This is a genomic window from Flavisolibacter ginsengiterrae DSM 18136, assembly GCF_059568575.1.
Map to the genome: position 1 here is coordinate 61996 of NZ_JCANTR010000004.1, position 20359 is coordinate 82354.

The following is a 20359-nucleotide window of genomic DNA, read 5'->3' on the forward strand; positions in this document are numbered from 1 at the left end:
ATCATTTCTTCTCAGCTTCGCTAATGGTTGCCGGCGAACCATCTGCCTGCCTGTTACCAAAATCAAAACTTCCTCCCCTGCCAAACATTTCATCATCCTTATCCACCCTTGTCTGGTCTTCCAGTGGAAATTCTTTGCGCTGGGGGAAGTAATCCATTTCTTCCACATTTTGGATCCGTATCAGGTTGGGGTGACCTACAAAGTTGACCCCATAGAAATCATAAGCTTCTCTTTCCTGCCAGTTGGCCGAAGAATAAATATTGACAGCACTAAATACGTCTGGCTTATTGACATCTGCAAATACTTTAAAGCGGATACGGCAATTATCAACCAGGTTATGAAGGTGGTACACCACTGCCAGTTCTCTTCCTTTATAGGCAGGATAATGAACAACGGTAAGGTCAGTGAGAAACCGGAATTTTAATTCCTCATCATCGTATAGAAATTGAAGCACCTTTAGATTCAGGTCCTTGGGAACCTCGAAGGTGAGCATACCATAAGGCTCTTCAACATTAGTGACCTGGTCACCAAATTTTTCAGTTAGTCGTTGTTTAATTAGGTCGTTCGATAAAGACATAGTTTTCTAACTCCAGCTAAAACCCAGGTTGGCTGCGTCTTAGCGTATTTATTGAATTCCGTAGCTTTCTAATAGTTTTTTATAATGTTCACTATTGCGGCGGCGAAGCTCTTCCTTGCCCACAAGGTCCTGCACTTTCATAAATCCGTCTAAAATAGCTTCAGGTCTTGGAGGACAGCCAGGTACATATACATCCACCGGAACTACCTGGTCAATACCTTGCAGCACACTATAGCTGTCAAATATACCCCCGCTGCAGGCACAGGCACCTACTGCCATTACCCAACGTGGTTCAGCCATTTGCAGGTAAACCTGCTTTACTACAGGCGCCATCTTTTTTGCGATAGTGCCCATTACCATTAACAAGTCACACTGGCGGGGCGAAAACCCTACTCTTTCTGATCCAAATCGTGCAAGATCGTAGTGAGAGGCCATGGTGGCCATGAACTCAATACCACAACATGAAGTGGCAAAAGGCAGGGGCCAGATAGAATTCTTCCGGGCCAGTCCTACCACATCACTCAATTTGGAGGCAAAAAAACCTTCTCCCTCGTATCCCTCTGGCATATCAACAAGGCTGATATCACTTTCCAGTGGCTTTTGTTTAATATTATATGAAACCGGACGTGCCATAATAATTCAGATTTAATTGTTCTATTTAATATTTCCCGGCTAAGCAGCCCGCTTTGATATTAAATATTAGTCTTCCCAATTCAGTGCTCCTTTTTTGACAATATAGATAAATCCACAAAGGAAAAAGGCCACAAACATTAAGACAGCCCAAAAACCGCTCCAACCTAACCCCCTGAAATTAACAGCGTAAGGATAGAAAAAGATCACTTCCACATCAAAAAGAACAAACAGGATGGCTACAAGGAAGTATTTAATGGCCATAGGCTGGCGTGCATCACCATGACTTTGAATACCGCTGGCAAAGGTTTGCAGCTTGTCTGAAGTGTGTCTTTTAGGGCCCAAAAGATGGGTAACTACCATAAGAGTACCGATCATTCCTACCACAAATAACAATTGTATACCTACTGGAAAATAGCTTCCTGCACTGCTTACATCTCTAACCGCCTGGGTTACGTTTGTTTGAAGAAGATGGAACATAAGTTTTTCAAATGGGCAGGCAAAAATAAGCCACAACCATCAATCTTTACGTTATTATTTATATGAGCTTTATCAATTGAAAAAGCCTCCGGTTGGAGGCTTTTTCATTATGTTTATCAGGATTATCCTTTTTTCTTCACCTTGGAAGTTGTGGTCTTCGTTTTTTCTTTAGTAGTGCCTTGCCCTGACCCGCTATTAGATTTAGGTGGTGCAGCAGGTTTGGCATTCAATACCCCTTCAATATTTTTCAGATTGGCATTTGTTGGATCAAATTCAAGGCCTTTCTGAACATATGTGGCGGCAGCAGCCTTATCGTTTTTAATATTGAAGCTGTAGATAGCCAGTGTTTGAGCAGCTCTTACACCCTGGCTTTTGAAACGTACTTTATCAGTTGCTGAAATATCCAGAACTTTTTGATATTCTGGCATTGCCAGTCCCTGTTGCATGCTGGTGTCAATAGCTGCAAGGGAAAGGGCACTCCAGTAGTGACCCCAGATGCTGTCAGGTGCAATAGCAATGTACGCCTTTGCCGCACTGTCAGCTTTTTGATAAGCTCCCCCAAAAAAGTAAGGTAATGCCACACCGTTGATCAACTCTGTAGGATTTCTTTGTTCCGGTTTTCTCAGGTCAAAGGAAAGCCTGTTCAATTCAGCTTCCAGCACACGCTGGTTATTGTTCTTGGCATCACGGGCAGCATTAGTAAGCAAACCAATTTGCCTGGAAAGAACGCTGTCTATCTGAACGGCTTTGTATACATCCGTCCTGATTACTTCAGGATCATTCTTACCACAAGCTGTAGCATGCAACAAATAATCTTCGCCAATAATATCTTCATCCTTTGCATGCTTGAAGAAATCGTTTACAAACTGGCAGGCAGTTGTAGTGTCCTTCAATTCCAGGTAGCTATATCCCATCAGGCGGTACACCCTGGGCTTAGCGTTATTATTACTTTGTGAAATAATGTTCTTACCAATGTTGACGGCATCTGAAAACTTCTTCTGAACAAAATCAGTCTGGGCTTTCAGGTAATCATTTTCTACACTGGGATCAGAATTGGTTATATATTTTGTAGCGAAGCTCTCGGCAGTAGCAAAATCTTTTTTGTATAACAGGTTATAATAATATAGTTGCTCGTATGCTGGTGCAAAACGGGGATCAACTGAAATGGCATTATTCAGGTTTTCCAAAACTATATCCGAATATCCTTGCCCAGGTTGAGACTGGGTTTGGTACAACATTGCGGTCCTGTAAATAGCAGGCGCAAAATTGGTTGCTTTACGGTAAGCCTGGACAGCTTCACCTCCAAGATGTTTCTTACGGTAAGCATTACCAAGTACCAGGAATACCTCTGGATTGGAAGGCGCAATTTGTGCAGCTTCATTCAATTTGGCAATGGCATAATCAAGATCACCTGATTTTTTAGCATCGCTGTATGCATCGACGTTGGCGCGCCCGATTGCAGTTAAAACTACAGGATCGCTGCCTTTTCTGCCTTTGCTGGCTGTGATGGCCTGCTCAAAATGTTGACGGGCTCCAGCCTTATTACCTTCCACTAATTCAACATGTCCCATACCTACAAGAAATAAAGGAGCATTGCCATTGGAAGCCAGTGCTTTTTCATATAAGCTTTTAGCAGCAGTAACATTTTCCTGCGCCAGGTAAGTTTGACCCAACCAGTAGGTAGCTTCTATATTATTTGGATTGGAAGCAAGCAATTTATCAAAGATTGATTTGGCGCTTCCATAACGCTCTGCATAATAATTGTTAACTCCTTCCTGGATACTCTGAGCCCGGACTACAAAGGAGAGAGCCATTGCAAAAACTAAAACAATTGCCGATTTCTTCATTTTTCGTTTTCTTTTTAGATTTAAAATTATTCAGTTTCGTTTACTTACTAGTTGTTAATGTTAGTCCTTTAACTCCGCTCGGCGCACATAAAAAGGCTTCTTTGCGGGTTGAAGATAAGCACGCCTGAAGATCAATTGCCCCCTGTCACTCTTTAAAAAATTAGCAAATGCCCCACCAAGCCCATATTGCTGTTCTCTAAGTACATATACCAAATCACGTACCATAGGATAGCTTTTAGTATAAATAAGGTATTGAACAGGTAATACGTATGCATTGGCACTGTCCGTGCTTTCCAAACGGGCCAACTTGATCTTTTTCAAAAAGCTTTGCTGGCTCGAATCTTCTTTGTTCCCCACCCAACTAACACCAATAAATCCTACAGCATTCGGAGTTTTGGAAACATAATCTATCACACCTTCGCTGCTCTGAGCAGCAACTACATTTTTTCCAAGGCTCTTGCCTTTCAGCACTGAATCAATCATAAACCGAACCGTACTCGTAGCCTTAAGTCCATCAAAGACAGGAATTAAATTTTCTTTAAGATTTCCACTCACCAGGTCGCGGATACGGTTCATAGTAAAAAAAGAATCTTTCGCTTCCGGGTGAATGATCACAGCTATAGCATCATGCGCCACTGTGGCCTGGACAGGTCCCACTTTTAATGAATCGATCATGAACTGCCTTTCCTTTTCAGAAAACCCTCTTGTAGCAATGATCATCCTGATAGAATCTACTCCAAAGTCCCGGAGACAGTCTGCCTCTGGCTTATATTGAACAAGGATATGGGCATTGGGATAACTGGCCTGGTACACATCTATTTCCGCATCAATAACAGGCTTGAATGATTCGTCACAACTAATGTAAATGGTCCCATTATCAAATTTGTCCACTTTTTTTTCCATGGATCTGTTGGAACATCCCTGGAAAAAAATGACCAGGAGTAATAACAAAGGGATAGCCATCCTGCACTTACAATTCATCTATAATAATCCTTTTTGTAGCCCCTGTAAATTCTCCAGATACCATAAAAAATAAATACAATGCCGATAAAAACATCCATTGATGAAGGTTGCCTGTTAAAGACATTTATTTGTAATATCTTATTCAAACAAAAATAGAGTCCTATCAACAGTATCAATGCTCCCATGGCATAATCCATAATGGAGCGCATGCGACTAACTCTTTTCCTTTGTTCCTCCTGAAATTCTTCTATCATACCTTTAATTGGGTGGAGCAATTTAAAACTTTTTAGTCTTCAAGTCCTACAAATGTTACCGGCTGAGTAAATGAAACTGTCACCGGATGCCCATTTTGAATGGCAGGTTTCCACTTAGGCATTTTTCTTAATACTCTTATTACTTCATTATCAAAAGTATAGCCACCAGATCGGACAACCGTAAAATCTGTAACCGATCCGTCGGCATCTACAACAAACTTGATCAATACAGTTTTCTTATCACCCGGCTCCAGGTCAGCGGGCGTTTGAAGATTCCTGTTCAGGTAATTCATCCATGCCGATGCACCACCGGGAAACTCTGGTTGCTGATCTTTGGCTTCAAAGGCTGGGACACCAGATTTTGCCGGAGTTGTAACCATTTCGGTTTGCTCAGTTCCACCTCCCAGGTTAGGAAGCGAAATATCAGTTGGACCTTCTACATTATCTGCTCCAATTGTGCTTATTGAGATCTCCTCTATGGTTTTCATTATCCTTTTCTCATCAGGCTGACTTACCATCTTCATTTGATCTGAATAGCTGGATTGCGCCCTTTTTGGAAGGGTCGGTACTTCAGGAGGCTTAGGCAGTTCAGGCAATGGTGCAATGTCAATAACCTTCAGAATATGTTCGCCCGGCTCTTCATAGATGGTTGAAGTGCCCGCGTTACGAAAGAATAAACCAAGGAAAAGACTGGAGCTCAAAGTAAGTCCTAAGGCCATTTTCAATCTTGATGGATAGTGCCTTCGAAGTGCATAAGCGCCGTATTGCTTATTGCGGTTATCAAAGAGAATGTCCAGTACATCGGCTCTTAAAATTTCCCATGCTTGCATACTCATTAATTTACAATTGAGATGCTTTAACCAAATGTTTCCATAACTATTAATCACCAATTATAAGAATTGAATGAAAAACTTTTGATGAACAGTTATTCTAATTCTTCAGGCAACTTCTTTTATAGCAACGCCAGGTTTTCTTCGAGGCTCCCTTATAGTTACAGCGTTGGTTAATCGTATTGTCTTTGTTCAATCCCCGTAGTATCCCCGGTCCGGTACGGGGATACTACGGGGATACTACGGGGAAACATCGGGGATGGTACTGGATTACTATACTTTAGTGATGTAGTAAATATATAGTTCGCATAAAGAACATGGCAAGTAATGATTCTCAAAATAAACCTGCAAAGGGAAAGTCTTAAATTTGCCTCCCTTGAATGATAACTATGAAAATATTGATGGTGTGTTTAGGAAATATTTGCAGAAGCCCTTTAGCTGAGGGAATTCTTCAACATAAAGCTCTCCAGGCGGGTTTGGACTGGCAAGTGGAAAGTGCAGGTACAAATGGTTATCATGTGGGTGAGGCTCCTCATCCTCTTTCACAAAAGGTTGCCCGGTTGAATGGCATTGAAATTTGCGAACAAAGGGCAAGAAGGTTTGTAAAAGAGGACCTTGACCGATATGATAAGATCTATGCAATGGCAGATGATGTGATTGATGATATCAGGCGCATTGCCAAACAACGGTTTGATGAATCGAAAGTGGAGCTGTTCTTAAATGAACTTTATCCGGGTGAAAACGCTTCAGTTCCCGATCCCTGGTATGGTCCTGAGCCAGGATATCATGAAGTGTATCAACTGATTGATAAAGCCTGCGATAAGATCATTGCAAAGTATGCAGGTATGATGCAAACCAAATAACCAATTATTAGTTTTTACTTTTGACACCAGATGAGTAAACCTTCCATTCCCCAGGGCACCCGCGATTTTGAGCCAGATGTAGTGAGAAAGCGGTCATTTATTTTCAATACTATCCGATCGGTTTTTGAGCTGTATGGTTTTCTTCCTATAGAAACACCAGCAATGGAAAACCTGGATACCCTGATGGGGAAATATGGCGAAGAAGGCGATAAGCTCATATTCAAGATATTAAATAATGGTTTGGACAATCCCGCTAAAGAACAGCAGATCCGGGAGGATTTTGAAAAAATATTAAAAGGAAAGAACAACAAAGGTATCACCGAAAGGGCATTAAAATATGACCTTACTATTCCCTTTGCCAGGTACGTAGCCATGAATCATGGCCAGCTTACCTTTCCTTTCAAGCGCTACCAGGTGCAGCCTGTATGGCGTGCAGACCGCCCGCAAAAAGGCAGGTACCGTGAATTTTACCAGTGTGATGCAGATGTAGTAGGCAGCAATTCATTGCTTAATGAAGTGGAATTTGTCAATCTATATACAGATGTTTTCTCCGGTCTTGGCATTGAAGGCTGCGAATTGCGCATCAACTCCAGGAAAATATTATCAGCACTAGCCGAGGTATGTGGTGGAGCTGATAAATTGACTGATATTACCATTGCGATAGATAAACTGGACAAGATAGGCCTGGAGAAAGTAAAAGAAGAATTGTTGGAAAGAGGTTTAACCCGTGAACAAGTCCAGGTAATTGAAAAATACCTTAGCATCAATGGAAGCAATGAATCAAAAATAGCTTCCATTAAGGAATTGCTGCAGGATACAGAAAACGGTAAAAAAGGCATTAGTGAGCTCGAGTTCATTTTAGCCATGATCAATGATCAACGTTTAAAAACCGGGCTAGTTGAGAATAACATTTCTACTTCATTGATCATTGATTTTACGCTGGCCAGGGGATTAAATTATTATACCGGGATCATCTTTGAAGCCAAGGCACCCTCCACTGTGAAGATCGGATCTATTGGTGGTGGTGGACGCTATGATGACCTGACAGGATTATTTGGTGTGCCCAATATTCCCGGCGTAGGTATATCTTTTGGCGTTGACAGGATCTATGATGTAATGGAGGAACTTCAATTGTTTCCGTCCAAAGTGGAACAAGGTACCAGGGTTTTGTTTTTCAACACCGGTCTTGAAGAAGGTAATAAAGCGTATGAGTTATTGACTGAACTCAGGAAAAGAGGCATTGCTGCTGAGCTGTTTCATGAGCAGTCAAAATTTGATAAGCAATTCAAATATGCTGAAAAAAAGCAGATCCCTTATATCATTATTATAGGTTCAAAAGAAATGGAGGAAAAAGCCCTGGTGCTCAAGGACCTGCGTTCAGGAGAGCAACGTTCAGTGCCATTTGGTGAGATTCATTCCTTATCATTTACGTGATTTCTGCACCTGGGGAGATGCCGGGTGTACCATAAAGTAATTGGTGGCTGAATCAAATCTTGCTTCCATTTCACCTGAAACGTTTCTGTAACCTGAGCGCAATTTATTCTGCCGAACTTCCCTCCAGTACAGGTGCATGGAATCCATTCCTTTATATACCAACGCACCAGTAGGCTCATAGAACCTGGGTATATTGATCGTTTCATCTATGGCATGTATAGACGAAGATGTATCTGACATATAAGCCATATAAAACAATTCCGGCCCATAACTATACGTCAATATGGTATTCCCTGAACTATCCACCTCGGTTCTCTCTTTTGTAAACCCTTTGGGAATTATAACCGGGATAGAATAAGTGTTGGTGTTATCATTGTATGTAAATGAGCTACGCCTGTATTTAGGAAATAAAAAGCAGGAACTGAGTACAGAACAAAGTAACAGGAGCGCTAAACAAACCTTCATTCCTAACCTACTTCAATAATTATACTAAGGCCTCTCTTTTTTATTTGCATAAACACAATTCATATATAATTGCTGCCCCCTGGCCAACACCCACGCACATGGTAGCCAACCCATACCTGGATCTTCTTCTTTTCATTTCATGAAGCAGCGTAGTGGATATACGCACGCCGCTGCAACCTAAAGGATGACCCAATGCTATGGAACCTCCATTAACATTGACCCTGACAGGGTCAATGCCCAGGTCGTGAATACAGGCCAAAGCCTGGGAGGCGAAAGCCTCATTTAATTCGATAAGTTCCATATTGGCAATGGAAAGGCTTGCCCTTTTCAATGCTTTTTGTGTAGCAGGGACCGGACCAATTCCCATAATGGCCGGGTCGACCCCGGCAGTAGCCATTGATATGATCTTTGCAATCGGCTTCAGTTCATATTTTTTTACGGCTTCCGGACTTGCCAGCAATAATGCCGCAGCTCCATCATTGATACCGGAGGCATTACCAGCAGTAACGGTGCCGTCTTTTACAAAGGCGGGTTTTAAGGAGCTGAGTTTTTCTATTGATGTCTTCCGGGGATGTTCATCATTTTCAACAAAATGCGTAACGCCTTTCTCTCCTTTAACCTCAACAGGAACGATTTCATCTCTCCAGGTCCCCCTATCAAGTGCTGAGAAATATTTCTCTTGTGATGCTAATGCAAACTCATCCTGCTGCTGGCGGGTGATACCCCATTTCTTAGCCACATTTTCACCTGTTTCACCCATACTGTATGGATAATAAGCATCTTTCATTTGCTCATTAATAAATCTCCAACCCAGGGTGGTATCATATATCTCTGCTTTTCTTTCAAACGGCGATTGGGATTTTGGCATAACAAAGGGTGCCCGGCTCATGCTTTCAACCCCGCAGGCTATGATTATTTCAGCATCTTCACAAGCTATCTGCCTGGCCCCATCCATAATAGCTTGTAAACCTGAGGCACACAAGCGATTTACAGTAGTACCAGCAACTGTAACAGGCAAACCTGCCAGTAAAGCAGCCATTCGGGCCACATTCCTGTTATCCTCCCCAGCCTGGTTGGCATCTCCTGCAATAACATCTTCAATAGCTGAATGGTCAATTGTCCTGTTCCTGGCCAATAACTCCTTTATTATAAGTGCCAAAAGATCGTCGGGACGGACTGAACTCAAAGCGCCGCCATATTTACCAATTGGCGTTCTTACTGCATCAATAACAAATACTTCTCTCATATTCATCTGTTTCAAAATAGCAACCAGGCAGGATTAATTGTATAAAATTCCTGCGCGTTAGCGGTGCAATTTACTATAAGGGAGGTTGGAAACTATTTGGATAGGTAGTAAACTCTTTTTCGCCTGTTGATAGCCAGGGCAGGATCCTGCTTATCCCCTTCCAGAACAAGGTCTGCCACCTCCACTTTTATACTGTTCACCTTTCCCTTGTCACTACGGTAGAAATAAGCCATGCCATTGTGATCGGGGATACTAAAAGTGTCCTTACTTATCCATTTCAAAGATGCAGAGCCAATACTTGAATTGGCATACAATGCCCCATTTTCAAGGGTAATATCCACTGAAGGAGTCGGACTGCCTTCCCTGAACTTATACAATCCTTTGTATTCGGTAAGTGTGGAATCCTGTGCAAACACAGAGCTATATGAAATACATAAAAGCAGTAGCAGTGAGGTTAATTTCATTGTTGTTATTTAAAAAGTGAATATACTCAAAAGGAAGGTTTTCAAACATGGCTTTTAACAAAGCCATCAGGGCAATAAATCTATCTTTGCGCGATGGCTGAAATGGCAACCATGAAGATAAAAGGCAGTAAAAATATACGACAGCTCAGTTTAACTGACCTGGAAAATTATTTCATTGCCATGGGAGAAAAGAAGTTCAGGGCGCACCAGGTATGGGAATGGCTTTGGCAAAAACATGCGCATTCTTTTGCCGATATGACCAACCTGAGTAAGGAATTGCGCCAGAAACTCGGTGAGAACTTTTCGTTGCCTGCCCTAATGGTTGATGCTTCGCAATACAGCGCCGATGGAACTGTAAAGTCACGCTTTAAAACCCATGAGGGTCACCTTTGCGAAGGGGTACTGATCCCTACAGACAATAGATATACTGCCTGCGTTTCTTCCCAGATAGGTTGTTCCCTGAGTTGTAAATTCTGTGCAACTGGTTATATAGAAAGAAAGCGAAACCTGGATTTTGACGAGATCTATGATGAAGTGGTACTCCTAAACCAGCAATGTGAAAGGGTATATGATAAAAAACTCAGCAATATCGTATTTATGGGCATGGGTGAACCATTGCTGAATTATAAGAATGTTCTAAAAGCAATCGAACGTATAACCTCTCCCGATGGGCTTGGCATGAGCCCAAAACGTATTACCGTATCTACTGCAGGCGTAGCCAAGCAGATTAAACAATTGGGAGATGATAAGGTTAAGTTCAAGCTGGCTTTGTCCCTGCATGCCGCTAATGATAAGAAACGGCATGATATCATGCCCATCAATGACAGTAATAACATACAATCACTGGTAGAGGCTTTGAATCATTTTTATGCCCAGACCAAGAATGAAATTACTTTTGAATATATCCTTTTTAAAGATTTTAATGACTCCCTTAAGGATGCGGATGAACTGATAAAGCTTTACCGCCGGGTGCCTGCTGACCTTATTAACCTGATAGAGTACAACCCTATCGATGCAGCTAAATTTGAAAAACCTGAAGAGTCAAAAGTGGAAGCATTTATGGAATACCTGGGTAAGCATAAAGTGAATGCCCGGTTACGTCGTAGCCGTGGTAAGGATATCGATGCTGCCTGTGGCCAGCTGGCTAATAAAAATTAGTACCGATCCGAGAAATACACTACTCTCCTTTTATGCCAGCTTCTAACCTTAATTAACCTTAAGGGTTTAAACTACTATTTCATTCCCCGGTCTCTTATATAACAACAAATAAAAGAACCAGGAAATATGAAAAAAATTATCACCTCAGCGCTTGTTATAGCATTAACAATTGGCGCAGCACAGGCGCAAAACACCACGGCTCCTGAAGGCAAAAAACACGACAAAAAAGAGCACAAAGGAGAAGGTTTCAAGGAATTGAATCTTACTGCAGATCAGAAAGCAAAACTCAAAACCCTTCATGAAGCTGAGAAAAAGGAAATGCAGGCCTTAAAGAGCGAAAAGAATGAAAACAAAGATCAAAGGAAGGCCATTCATGAGAAATACCAGGCCCAGATGGAGTCAATCCTGACGGCAGATCAAAAACAACAGTTTGCCAAAATGAAGGAAGAAAGAATGGCTTCTAGGAAAAATAGCAACTTCCAGCAAGATGGTAAGTTTCGTCACAATGGTGACAGTACACGTATGGGAGATAAAGGAAGGTTTAATAAAAAGGGTGATTTTAGCAAAGAGCTTGGCCTGACATCCAGTCAACAAGAGCAAATGACAAAGATCAGGGCTGAATATTCCAGCCAGTTCCAGGCCCTGCGTGATGATAACAGCCTGTCTAAAGATCAAAAGAAAGAAAAGATGCAGGAGTTAAGAAAAGCCCAGATGGAGAAAATGAAAACTGTGCTTACTCCTGAACAGATGGATAAAATGAAATCCATGAGGAAAGGACATTCTGAAAGAAATACCAAATAATTATTGAGATAAGTATCTCAGCCTATTGGAAACAAAAGACCGTGTGCTGCACGGTCTTTTCTATTTTTGCACCATGAAGAAAAAATCAGGGTTCGAAAAATTCATGTCCAAAGAGAAGTCAGGAGCTGCCAAAAAGGAGCAATTCAGACAGGAAAAAAAGAAACTGACCAAAGAAAGGAAGGAATATTTTGAAAAGAAAAGAGCTGAAGGAAGAACTGAAGTTGTTTCCGGGGAGAAAGTTGGCAAAAAACCTGTCATTACCCGGCCAGTGGAAGAAAAGATGCCCCTGAATAAATTTATCGCCCATAGTGGTGTCTGTTCCCGCCGTGATGCTGTAGATATCATTAAGAACGGTAAGGTGAAGGTGAACGGGACCATTGTTACAGAACCAGGATTTAAAATTTCTCCCACCGATACGGTAAACTTTAATGGAAAAAAGTTGTTCCCTGTAAAAGACCTGGTGTATATCCTGATCAACAAACCCAAGGATTATATTACTACCACAGAAGATGAAAAGGGACGAAAAACCGTTCTTGACCTTATCAAAAATGCTACAAAAGAAAAAGTGTATCCCGTTGGCCGGCTGGACAGGAACACTTCCGGTGTACTCCTTTTAACTAATGACGGGGAACTCACACAAAAGCTGACACACCCCAGTAATGAAGTAAAAAAACTATATGCAGTAACATTGGATAAACCCTTAACAAAGGCGCATTTTGATGCCATATTAAAAGGTGTGCCCCTGGAGGACGGGATAGCCAATGTTGATGTTTTAGCTTTCACAGACAATGCAGATAAAACACAGGTGGGGATAGAAATTCATAGTGGCCGCAACCGCATAGTTCGAAGGATTTTCGAGCATTATGGTTATGATGTCAAAAATCTTGACCGTGTCATCTTTGCCGGTCTTACCAAAAAGAATGTTGAGCGGGGCAAATGGCGTTTTCTTTCTGAAAAAGAAGTGAGAGACCTCAAGTATTTTAAGAAAGGAAAATAACGGCTACCTGCAATAGCTGGCAATATTTACATTCCCTTATTTATGCTTTCAAACACGTGCACATGACGATCAAGATCGATGACTATATTATTTCCGAAGATGATGACCTGGTAGCCATTAACAAACCATCAGGCCTATTGACCATTCCAGACAGGGAAGGAAAAGATATTTCACTGAAGCAAATATTAAAGAACAAATATGGTGACATATATACCGTTCACCGTTTAGACAAAGGCACAAGCGGTGTAGTGGTTTTTGCCAAAAATGAAGTCTCACATAAACATCTTTCCCAGCAATTTGAATCAAGAGAAACAAACAAGATCTATAATGGCCTCGTATTGGGAGTACCATCAGATAATAGTGGAATGATCAATGAGCCTATTTCAGAGCATCCTTCAAAAAAAGGAGTGATGACCGTCTATAAAAAAGGGAAGGAAAGCATAACAGAGTATGAAGTGCTACAGCCCTTCAGGATTTTTTCCTGGATGCAATTCCGGATTCTAACTGGTCGCACACACCAGATAAGGGTACATATGAAACACCTGGGACATCCTATTGTTTGCGATGATCTGTATGGAGATGGAAAACCTGTATTTATTTCCCAGCTTAAATCCAATTATAAACTATCTCAATCCATGGATGAAGAACGGCCCTTACTAAATCGTTTGGCCCTGCATTCAGCACAATTAAGTTTTACAGGCATGCAGGGAAAGAATTACCACCTGGAAGCTCCACTGCCCAAAGACCTGAGAGCTATTCTGCAACAATTGACAAAGTGGTCAGAGCGAAGAAAATAAGAGGATAAAAAAAGAGCCTCCCACCAGGAAGACTCTTTACTTTTTTTTATATTATTTTTTATCACCTTCAGGCACAGGTGTATATCTTAAATAAGGCTTTACTTCCCTCACTCCCTTAGGGAATTTTTTGATCGCATCCTCTGTGGAAATAGAAGGCACTACAATTACATCTTCACCACGCTCCCAGTTAGCAGGTGTTGCCACACTGTGATTGGCTGTTAGCTGTAATGAATCGATAACACGAAGCACTTCATGGAAATTTCTTCCTGTTGATGCCGGGTAAGTGATGGTTAATTTGATGGTTTTATCAGGCCCTATCACAAACAATGAGCGTACCGTAGCTGTTGCTGAGGCATTGGGATGGATCATGTCATATAAAGTGGCCACTTCCCTGTTCTCATCAGCAATGATGGGGAAATCAACATGGCAATTCTGTGTTTCATTGATATCATTGACCCAACCTTTGTGTTTATCCAATGGATCAACACTAACGGCAAGTACCTTGACATTACGCTTTGCAAATTCTTCTTTTAATAGCGCGGTTCTACCCAATTCTGTAGTGCACACCGGCGTATAGTCGGCAGGGTGAGAGAATAGTACACCCCAGCTATCACCAAGGTATTCATAAAAATCAATGTCTCCTTCTGTTGTGGATGCTTTGAAGTTGGGGGCTTTGTCTCCAAGATGTAAGCTCATAAAAATTAAAAGTTTAGACCTGCACCTGGCAGGCTGGTTAAAAAATTCAATTACTCCGTAATTATGATTTCATATTCGATACGGGAATTCTTTTTTAGCATAGCAGCAACCCCACAATATTTTTCCAGTGACAAATCTATAGCCTTCTGTATTTTTTCCCTATGATCTTCTTCGGTTTTTAACTTATAGGTAAGATGAATGGTTTTAAATACTCTTGGATGCTCATCGGTTTGCTCCGCTTCAGCATCTATTTCCAGGCTGGCAAAAGGAATACGCATTTTCTCAAGAATATCCACGACGTCTATGCCTGTGCATCCGGCTAACCCCGTCAACAATAAAGCTTTTGGGCTAAAACCAGTTGCTCCGTCTATTTGAATCGTTGATTCATGTTGCGCACTATTAAAGGCATGCGCTGTCTTCCAGGTAGTAGTTGTTTTCATTGCTTGGCTTCTTCAAGGTCTTTTAAATTATGTTTTTCATTCTGCAAGGCATTATCCAGTGTCCATTCGACCGTTTGTTTAAAGCTGTGCTGCCTTACCGGACAATCATTCTTTTTACAGATATGACATTGGAAATAAAGGCACCCATCGTTATGAACAAATAGTTCAAGAGACTCTCCAAAATTACTTCGGATGAGTTTTCCCAATTCATCAATCTCGTGATGCGCCTCGTGAATATTAAAATACCATGGAACGGTTAAATGACAATCAAGGTGTAATACATTACCATATTTGATCACTCGCAGGTTATGCAGATCCACCCAGTTGTCACGCCGGTTTTTTTCCATCAGTGCCACCATCTTTTCCAGCAATATCATATCCGCTTCATCCATAATACCTGCAAGTGAAGCCCTGACGATCTTATAACCTGTATAAACTATAAATATTCCGAAACCTATAGCCACTACACCATCAATCCATAGGAAATGGGTGAGGGATATAAGCACCAGCCCGGCTATGATACCAGCGGTAGAATAGGTATCCGATTGCAGGTGCTTTCCACTGGCTATCAGGGCAAGGGAATTATTCTTTTTCCCCTGTCTCATTGCTATAAATCCCAATATCCAGTTGATGATGGCTGTTCCTGCAATTAAAAAGATACCTACATCAAGCTTTTTTATGGGTACCGGGGCAATGAAATTTTTAGCGGCGCTATAAATGATCAATATGCCTGCAGACAACACCAATGTTCCTTCCACTGCCGCAGATAGGAATTCCGCTTTACCATGGCCGTAAGGATGGTCCATATCACGGGGCTTGGCCGATACGTACAGGCTGTATAATCCAATGAACCCGGCCACTACGTTTACAATACTTTCCAGTGCATCGGTAAGCACCGAAACCGAATTGGTAAGGTAATAGGCAACGAATTTAGCAACCAGTAATATGGAGGAAGCAATAGCTATGAGGCGTTGCAACTTCAGGTTGCTATTGCCAGACTTCTGTGTTACAGACAAAATGGAAACTTGAATGATTTGTAAAGGTTATATAGCACTTTGGTAGCGGTCCTGTATATAATTCCAGTTCACTACTTTCCACCAATTATTAATATAGTCTGCTCTTTTATTCTGATAGCGCAGGTAATAAGCGTGTTCCCAAACATCCAGGCCTAATAAAGGATATCCTTTAATTTCAGCTATATCCATTACCGGGTTGTCCTGGTTGGGCGTGGAACCTATACGGAGCTTTTTATCATGATCCAGGAACAGCCATGCCCATCCGCTTCCAAAACGGTTCTTCCCCGCATCAGCAAATTGTGTTTTGAAAGTTTCGAAGGAGCCAAAGCTGTCAGCAATGGCAGCACCCAGTTTCCCTTCAGGGTTATTACCTCCCTTGGGTGACATGGACTTCCAGTATAATTCATGGTTATAATGACCGCCCGCATTGTTCCGCATCTTGGTCGAGTATTTTTTGATGCTGGCAAGCACATCCTCCAATGGTTTATTCATACTCACACCCTCTGTTTGGGCAGCATCCTGGAGGTTTTTGGCATAACCTGCCGCATGCTTGGTATAATGAATCTCCATGGTTTGGGCATCAATGGCTTCGGTCAATGCACTGTAGCTATATGGCAATGGATCCTGGTTAAAACCTGTATTATACTTCCCTGGTGTATTCTTTGATAAAACGGAACAGGCAGATAAAATGGTAGAACCAACACAAATTCCTAAACCTGCTTTTCCAGTAGAACTGATAAAATCTCGTCTTGTGGTTAAGGGTGCCATAACTTTTTTTGTGAAATTACTAAAATTGTCAGAGGTCAGTTTTTTTCCCGTAACGCTTTTATTTTCCTGCTGATCCTTGTATAGAATTCTTTACTGAATAATTGCGAATCCCGCATGGCCTTATACGTCAGGAATATTCCTATTGGGACAAGGAAAAAAGTAGACATCCACATTCCTATCCTCGGGTCCACACTACCCTCTTTGGCAAATTTTTCTCCTGTTGTGCTGCTGAAGTAAAAGAGCATGAAAAAAATAATGGCAAATACCAATGGACTACCAAGACCTCCCTTCCTGATGATGGAACCCAATGGAGCACCGATCAGGAAAAGTACCAGGCAGGCAATGGAAAGAGATATTTTACGGTGCCATTCTATCTGGTGCTGACGCAGGTTGCGCTGCACATCTTCATATTGTGCCAAAACGATCTCATTACTTCCTTTCAATGAGTTGACCCGGTTGCCAGCTTTCTGGTGAATCATAGATTTGATACTATCAGGGATCAATTGTTCAAAATTGCGGGCCTTAACTGGTGTGGGCTTGCTGTTCCAATTACTGTCAAGATACCGGCTTACAGGAAGAAAGCCAAAAACGTCAGTCTTTACCCTTCCAGCCATCAGCCTGTCAACTTTTTCTATGGAATCTATGGCCACACCCAATTGGCGCATGCTAAGCATGCGGGCATTGTTCTTATTCACGCTATCAGCAGTTCTTTGTTGCAGGCCAAAGGACCCCAGGTCAAAGGGTCTTTTATACTCCTTAAATCCAAGGCGAATGAAGTCAGTTGCAGTAGACGTACCCGTACCTCTTTCTTCATAGCGCCAGCCATTTTTCAAAATAAATTCCATGTACCGCTTATTCTCCGATATGCGCATCACACCATCGGAAGCAATAATAAAATTATCCTGCGTTCCATTGGATTGTTCGTATATGATGATATTCTTGATAATACTGTCGTTCTTTTCTTTCTGCCCAATCTTAATGGCAAAGCCACTGAGTTTATCATAAAACACACCTTCTTTGAGATCAAAGGAAGGTTTGGCATATACAATATCAGCCAAAAGGGTTCGGGATTTAAGGTTGGCTACCGGTATGATATAGTTGGAAAATAAGAAGGCCACACCGCAAATAAAAAGCGTGACAATAAATAATGGCCTCATAAAACGAAGCAGTGATATACCCGCCGACTTGATAGCAATAAGCTCATAGCTCTCACCCAGGTTACCAAAGGTCATTAAAGAAGAAAGCAATACTGCCAGGGGAAGTGCAAGCGGCACCAATACTGCACTTTGGTACCATATAAATTCGAGGATAATGCCTGTACTTAGCCCTTTACCTACAAAATCATCTATATAAAGCCAGAAGAATTGCATGACCAACACCAGAACCGTAATGAAAAAGGTGGCCACAAAGGGCCCAATGAAAGCTTTGATAATGAGTTTGTCAAGTTTTTTGATCACTATGGCAACTGGTTTAAATAATTTTATAGATGCAAGGTTCAAAAATACAGCTTTCAGACAGTGAGTTAGAACTGGCATGTAATGCCGATATCATCTTAACAAAGAATAGCATCATCAATAAGACCATTGCATTGCTGGGAACTGTGGAAGAAACTATTGGTCAGCATAATGACCGGGGAAAACTGTTCAGCATATCACCTAAAATATCAAGGGGTGAGTATTACCAGGGGCTTCCTTACGTGGTCCTGGATTATCCCCGATACTCACGAACTCCCGACCTGGGCTTTATAAGATCCATGTTTTGGTGGGGGCATTTTTTCAGCAGCACATTGCAGCTTTCCGGAAATCTAAAGGCAAAATATATTACGGCCATTGAAGCATCCTATGATCTACTGGCAGACCAGGACTATTATATAGGCATCAACACTGATCCCTGGCAACATCATTTCGAAGAAAATAATTATTTAGCCATAAGCAAAATGTCAAGAGGCGCTTTCCTGGCAATACTGGAGGAGCAGGAACATATAAAAATTGCTGCAAAATTGCCATTAAAGGAATGGCAATACGCAGCAAGCTTCATGATCAATAGCTGGAATCTCCTGGCTGGATTAATTACCTAAACGGTGAAAAAGGTCCTTCACCTGGTGATCCCAAAGCATACTCTGGTCCTTAATTTCTTTTTTCTCTGCAAAATCTTTTATCACCAGGATAGTCTGGTTGGTTACTTCAGATTTTTCTATAGCGAATTCAAAATATTCCTCTTTTGGTGCATGAGACCAATGAAACCGTATAAATTTCTCTTCCTCCTGATCCAATACTTCAGCTGTATCTTCCGATCCGTTCCAGGAAAAGCTAAAAATTCCATCTTCATCATCCACTTTGTCAGCAAACCACTCCTGTAATCCCGAGGAAGTGGCCAGAAAGTCATAAAGAATTGTTGGTGAACATCTCACAGGATATTCTAAAGTGTAAAGTTGTTTTTTGCTCATCTTACTTATCTAAGGTTGCAATAATAGAGAAATAATCATTCTAGCAAAATTTTTTTACCCCTAATTGCCCCTGTTTACACAGTATTATTTTGGACAAATCCAAAAAAACTTAAAAAAATATTTTTTTCATATAGACCATTTTGTTAATTTGGATGAATTGATCAGCATTAGGCTGATATGAAGAACCAGAACTGTGATGGATATTTTGGGATAATTCCAAAACTAACTTAAACCTAAATCTTAAAAATAACCATCTAAAACCAATCCTATGAGTATGCGTCAACTCAAGATCACGAAGTCTATTACGAATCGTGAATCTCAAAGCCTCGAGAAGTACCTCCAAGAAATTGGCAAGGTAGAACTCATCACACCGGAAGAAGAAGTCCGACTAGCAAGATTGATCAAACAAGGCGACCAGCCTGCACTGGATCGTTTGACAAAAGCAAACCTGCGTTTCGTCGTGTCTGTTGCAAAACAGTATCAAAACCAGGGGCTGTCTCTTCCCGATCTCATCAATGAAGGAAACCTGGGACTGATCAAAGCGGCTCAACGTTTTGATGAAACCAAAGGTTTCAAGTTTATCTCCTATGCTGTTTGGTGGATCCGTCAATCCATTCTCCAGGCACTGGCAGAACAAGCCCGTATTGTACGCCTTCCTTTAAACAAGGTAGGTCTGACCAATCGTATTCAAAAGGCTTTCTCCCAGCTGGAGCAGGAATTTGAACGTGAGCCATCGGCAGAAGAATTAGCAGACCTGCTCAACATGGAGCTGGAAGAAGTTACTTCTTCGCTGGGTATCAATGCACGCCATGTAAGTGTGGACACTCCTTTATCTGAAGGGGAAGAAGGCACTTTGCTGGATGTGCTGGAAAACACCAATGCTGAAAAAACAGATGCAGCACTCGATCACCACCAGTCTTTAAAAACTGAGATCGACCGCTCCTTAACAACCCTTACCGAAAGGCAAAAGGAAGTTATCTGCTATTTCTTTGGTATTGGAGTGGACCATCCACTCAGCCTGGAAGACATTGGAGAGAAATTTAACCTTACAAGGGAAAGGGTTCGCCAGATCAAGGACAAGGCCATTACAAAGCTTAGGTCTACCCAAAAATGCAATTTATTGCGTAGTTATTTAGGCGCTTAAGCGTTTTCCATCCATCATCCTTGTTATCTTTGCGCAAACTTGT

Annotated in this window: 24 protein-coding genes; 8 read left to right on the forward strand and 16 right to left on the reverse strand. The window is 41.6% G+C overall.

Annotated features, from left to right (window positions below; all coding sequences use genetic code 11):
- Position 1: 1 nt before the first annotated feature.
- The 7 genes from BP74_RS05750 to BP74_RS05780 form a co-directional block, all read right to left on the reverse strand.
- Positions 2-577 (reverse strand): NADH-quinone oxidoreductase subunit C, encoded by a 576-nt coding sequence (locus BP74_RS05750; RefSeq protein ID WP_496371976.1) that lies wholly within the window; start codon positions 575-577, stop codon positions 2-4.
- A 48-nt stretch (positions 578-625) separates the two neighbouring features.
- Entirely contained in the window at positions 626-1210 is a 585-nt protein-coding gene (locus BP74_RS05755; RefSeq protein ID WP_496371978.1) for an NADH-quinone oxidoreductase subunit B, read from the reverse strand.
- A 66-nt stretch (positions 1211-1276) separates the two neighbouring features.
- Positions 1277-1687 carry an NADH-quinone oxidoreductase subunit A gene (locus tag BP74_RS05760; protein ID WP_496371980.1) on the reverse strand — a complete coding sequence of 137 codons (411 nt, stop codon included), beginning with the start codon at positions 1685-1687 and terminating at the stop codon, positions 1277-1279.
- Positions 1688-1809: 122 nt separating this feature from the next.
- Complete coding sequence (locus tag BP74_RS05765; protein ID WP_496371982.1) at positions 1810-3534, reverse strand: tetratricopeptide repeat protein; 1725 nt, start codon at positions 3532-3534, stop codon at positions 1810-1812.
- A gap of 60 nt (positions 3535-3594) precedes the next feature.
- The gene (locus BP74_RS05770; protein WP_496371984.1) at positions 3595-4515 is read right to left on the reverse strand and encodes a PstS family phosphate ABC transporter substrate-binding protein; all 921 of its coding nucleotides are present in this window, start codon (positions 4513-4515) and stop codon (positions 3595-3597) included.
- A complete protein-coding gene (locus BP74_RS05775; protein ID WP_496371986.1) occupies positions 4512-4751 on the reverse strand; it encodes a hypothetical protein in 240 nt (79 codons plus the stop codon). Before BP74_RS05775 ends, BP74_RS05770 begins: the two co-directional genes overlap by 4 nt.
- A gap of 32 nt (positions 4752-4783) precedes the next feature.
- The gene (locus BP74_RS05780; protein ID WP_496371988.1) at positions 4784-5581 is read right to left on the reverse strand and encodes an energy transducer TonB; all 798 of its coding nucleotides are present in this window, start codon (positions 5579-5581) and stop codon (positions 4784-4786) included.
- A gap of 389 nt (positions 5582-5970) precedes the next feature.
- On the opposite strand from BP74_RS05780, the gene BP74_RS05785 reads away from it, so the two are divergent.
- Both BP74_RS05785 and hisS read left to right on the forward strand, forming a co-directional pair.
- Complete coding sequence (locus tag BP74_RS05785) at positions 5971-6444, forward strand: low molecular weight protein-tyrosine-phosphatase (RefSeq protein WP_496371990.1); 474 nt, start codon at positions 5971-5973, stop codon at positions 6442-6444.
- 30 nt (positions 6445-6474) lie between these two features.
- Positions 6475-7878, forward strand: a complete 1404-nt coding sequence (gene hisS / locus BP74_RS05790) for a histidine--tRNA ligase (RefSeq protein ID WP_496371992.1) — start codon at positions 6475-6477, stop codon at positions 7876-7878.
- Here hisS and BP74_RS05795 read toward each other — a convergent pair.
- The 3 genes from BP74_RS05795 to BP74_RS05805 all read right to left on the reverse strand — a co-directional run bounded on the left by BP74_RS05795 (position 7867) and on the right by BP74_RS05805 (position 10053).
- Entirely contained in the window at positions 7867-8343 is a 477-nt protein-coding gene (locus tag BP74_RS05795; protein WP_496371994.1) for a hypothetical protein, read from the reverse strand. The genes hisS and BP74_RS05795 overlap by 12 nt on opposite strands.
- Positions 8344-8383: 40 nt before the next feature.
- Positions 8384-9589 (reverse strand): acetyl-CoA C-acyltransferase, encoded by a 1206-nt coding sequence (locus BP74_RS05800; protein WP_496371996.1) that lies wholly within the window; start codon positions 9587-9589, stop codon positions 8384-8386.
- Between the two features lie 92 nt (positions 9590-9681).
- A complete protein-coding gene (locus BP74_RS05805) occupies positions 9682-10053 on the reverse strand; it encodes a hypothetical protein (protein WP_496371998.1) in 372 nt (123 codons plus the stop codon).
- A 111-nt stretch (positions 10054-10164) separates the two neighbouring features.
- Between BP74_RS05805 and rlmN the strand changes: the two genes are divergently transcribed.
- From rlmN to BP74_RS05825, 4 genes are all read left to right on the forward strand, one after another.
- Complete coding sequence (rlmN, locus tag BP74_RS05810) at positions 10165-11211, forward strand: dual-specificity RNA methyltransferase RlmN (RefSeq protein ID WP_496372000.1); 1047 nt, start codon at positions 10165-10167, stop codon at positions 11209-11211.
- A gap of 126 nt (positions 11212-11337) precedes the next feature.
- Positions 11338-12012, forward strand: a complete 675-nt coding sequence (locus BP74_RS05815) for a hypothetical protein (RefSeq protein ID WP_496372002.1) — start codon at positions 11338-11340, stop codon at positions 12010-12012.
- Between the two features lie 73 nt (positions 12013-12085).
- On the forward strand, positions 12086-13009 hold the full coding sequence (locus BP74_RS05820; RefSeq protein ID WP_496372004.1) for a pseudouridine synthase: 924 nt from the start codon (positions 12086-12088) through the stop codon (positions 13007-13009).
- Between the two features lie 62 nt (positions 13010-13071).
- Positions 13072-13806: an RluA family pseudouridine synthase gene (locus BP74_RS05825; RefSeq protein WP_496372006.1), complete on the forward strand. Its 735-nt coding sequence runs from the start codon at positions 13072-13074 to the stop codon at positions 13804-13806.
- A gap of 51 nt (positions 13807-13857) precedes the next feature.
- On the opposite strand, the gene BP74_RS05830 is transcribed toward BP74_RS05825, so the two are convergent.
- The 5 genes from BP74_RS05830 to BP74_RS05850 are packed head-to-tail and all read right to left on the reverse strand — an operon-like array spanning position 13858 to position 18183.
- Complete coding sequence (locus BP74_RS05830) at positions 13858-14502, reverse strand: peroxiredoxin (protein WP_496372008.1); 645 nt, start codon at positions 14500-14502, stop codon at positions 13858-13860.
- A gap of 50 nt (positions 14503-14552) precedes the next feature.
- Complete coding sequence (locus BP74_RS05835; RefSeq protein ID WP_496372010.1) at positions 14553-14942, reverse strand: OsmC family protein; 390 nt, start codon at positions 14940-14942, stop codon at positions 14553-14555.
- Complete coding sequence (locus tag BP74_RS05840) at positions 14939-15958, reverse strand: cation diffusion facilitator family transporter (protein WP_496372012.1); 1020 nt, start codon at positions 15956-15958, stop codon at positions 14939-14941. Before BP74_RS05840 ends, BP74_RS05835 begins: the two co-directional genes overlap by 4 nt.
- Before the next feature lie 27 nt (positions 15959-15985).
- Positions 15986-16726, reverse strand: a complete 741-nt coding sequence (locus BP74_RS05845; protein ID WP_496372014.1) for a superoxide dismutase — start codon at positions 16724-16726, stop codon at positions 15986-15988.
- 35 nt (positions 16727-16761) lie between these two features.
- On the reverse strand, positions 16762-18183 hold the full coding sequence (locus BP74_RS05850; protein WP_496372016.1) for an LptF/LptG family permease: 1422 nt from the start codon (positions 18181-18183) through the stop codon (positions 16762-16764).
- Positions 18184-18212: 29 nt separating this feature from the next.
- Between BP74_RS05850 and BP74_RS05855 the strand changes: the two genes are divergently transcribed.
- The gene (locus tag BP74_RS05855; RefSeq protein ID WP_496372018.1) at positions 18213-18803 is read left to right on the forward strand and encodes a hypothetical protein; all 591 of its coding nucleotides are present in this window, start codon (positions 18213-18215) and stop codon (positions 18801-18803) included.
- Here the strand turns inward: BP74_RS05855 and BP74_RS05860 are convergent.
- Positions 18792-19172: an START-like domain-containing protein gene (locus BP74_RS05860; RefSeq protein ID WP_496372020.1), complete on the reverse strand. Its 381-nt coding sequence runs from the start codon at positions 19170-19172 to the stop codon at positions 18792-18794. The two genes, BP74_RS05855 and BP74_RS05860, sit on opposite strands and share 12 nt — an antisense overlap.
- A gap of 268 nt (positions 19173-19440) precedes the next feature.
- Between BP74_RS05860 and BP74_RS05865 the strand changes: the two genes are divergently transcribed.
- On the forward strand, positions 19441-20316 hold the full coding sequence (locus BP74_RS05865) for a sigma-70 family RNA polymerase sigma factor (RefSeq protein ID WP_496372022.1): 876 nt from the start codon (positions 19441-19443) through the stop codon (positions 20314-20316).
- The last annotated feature ends 43 nt before the right edge of the window (positions 20317-20359 follow it).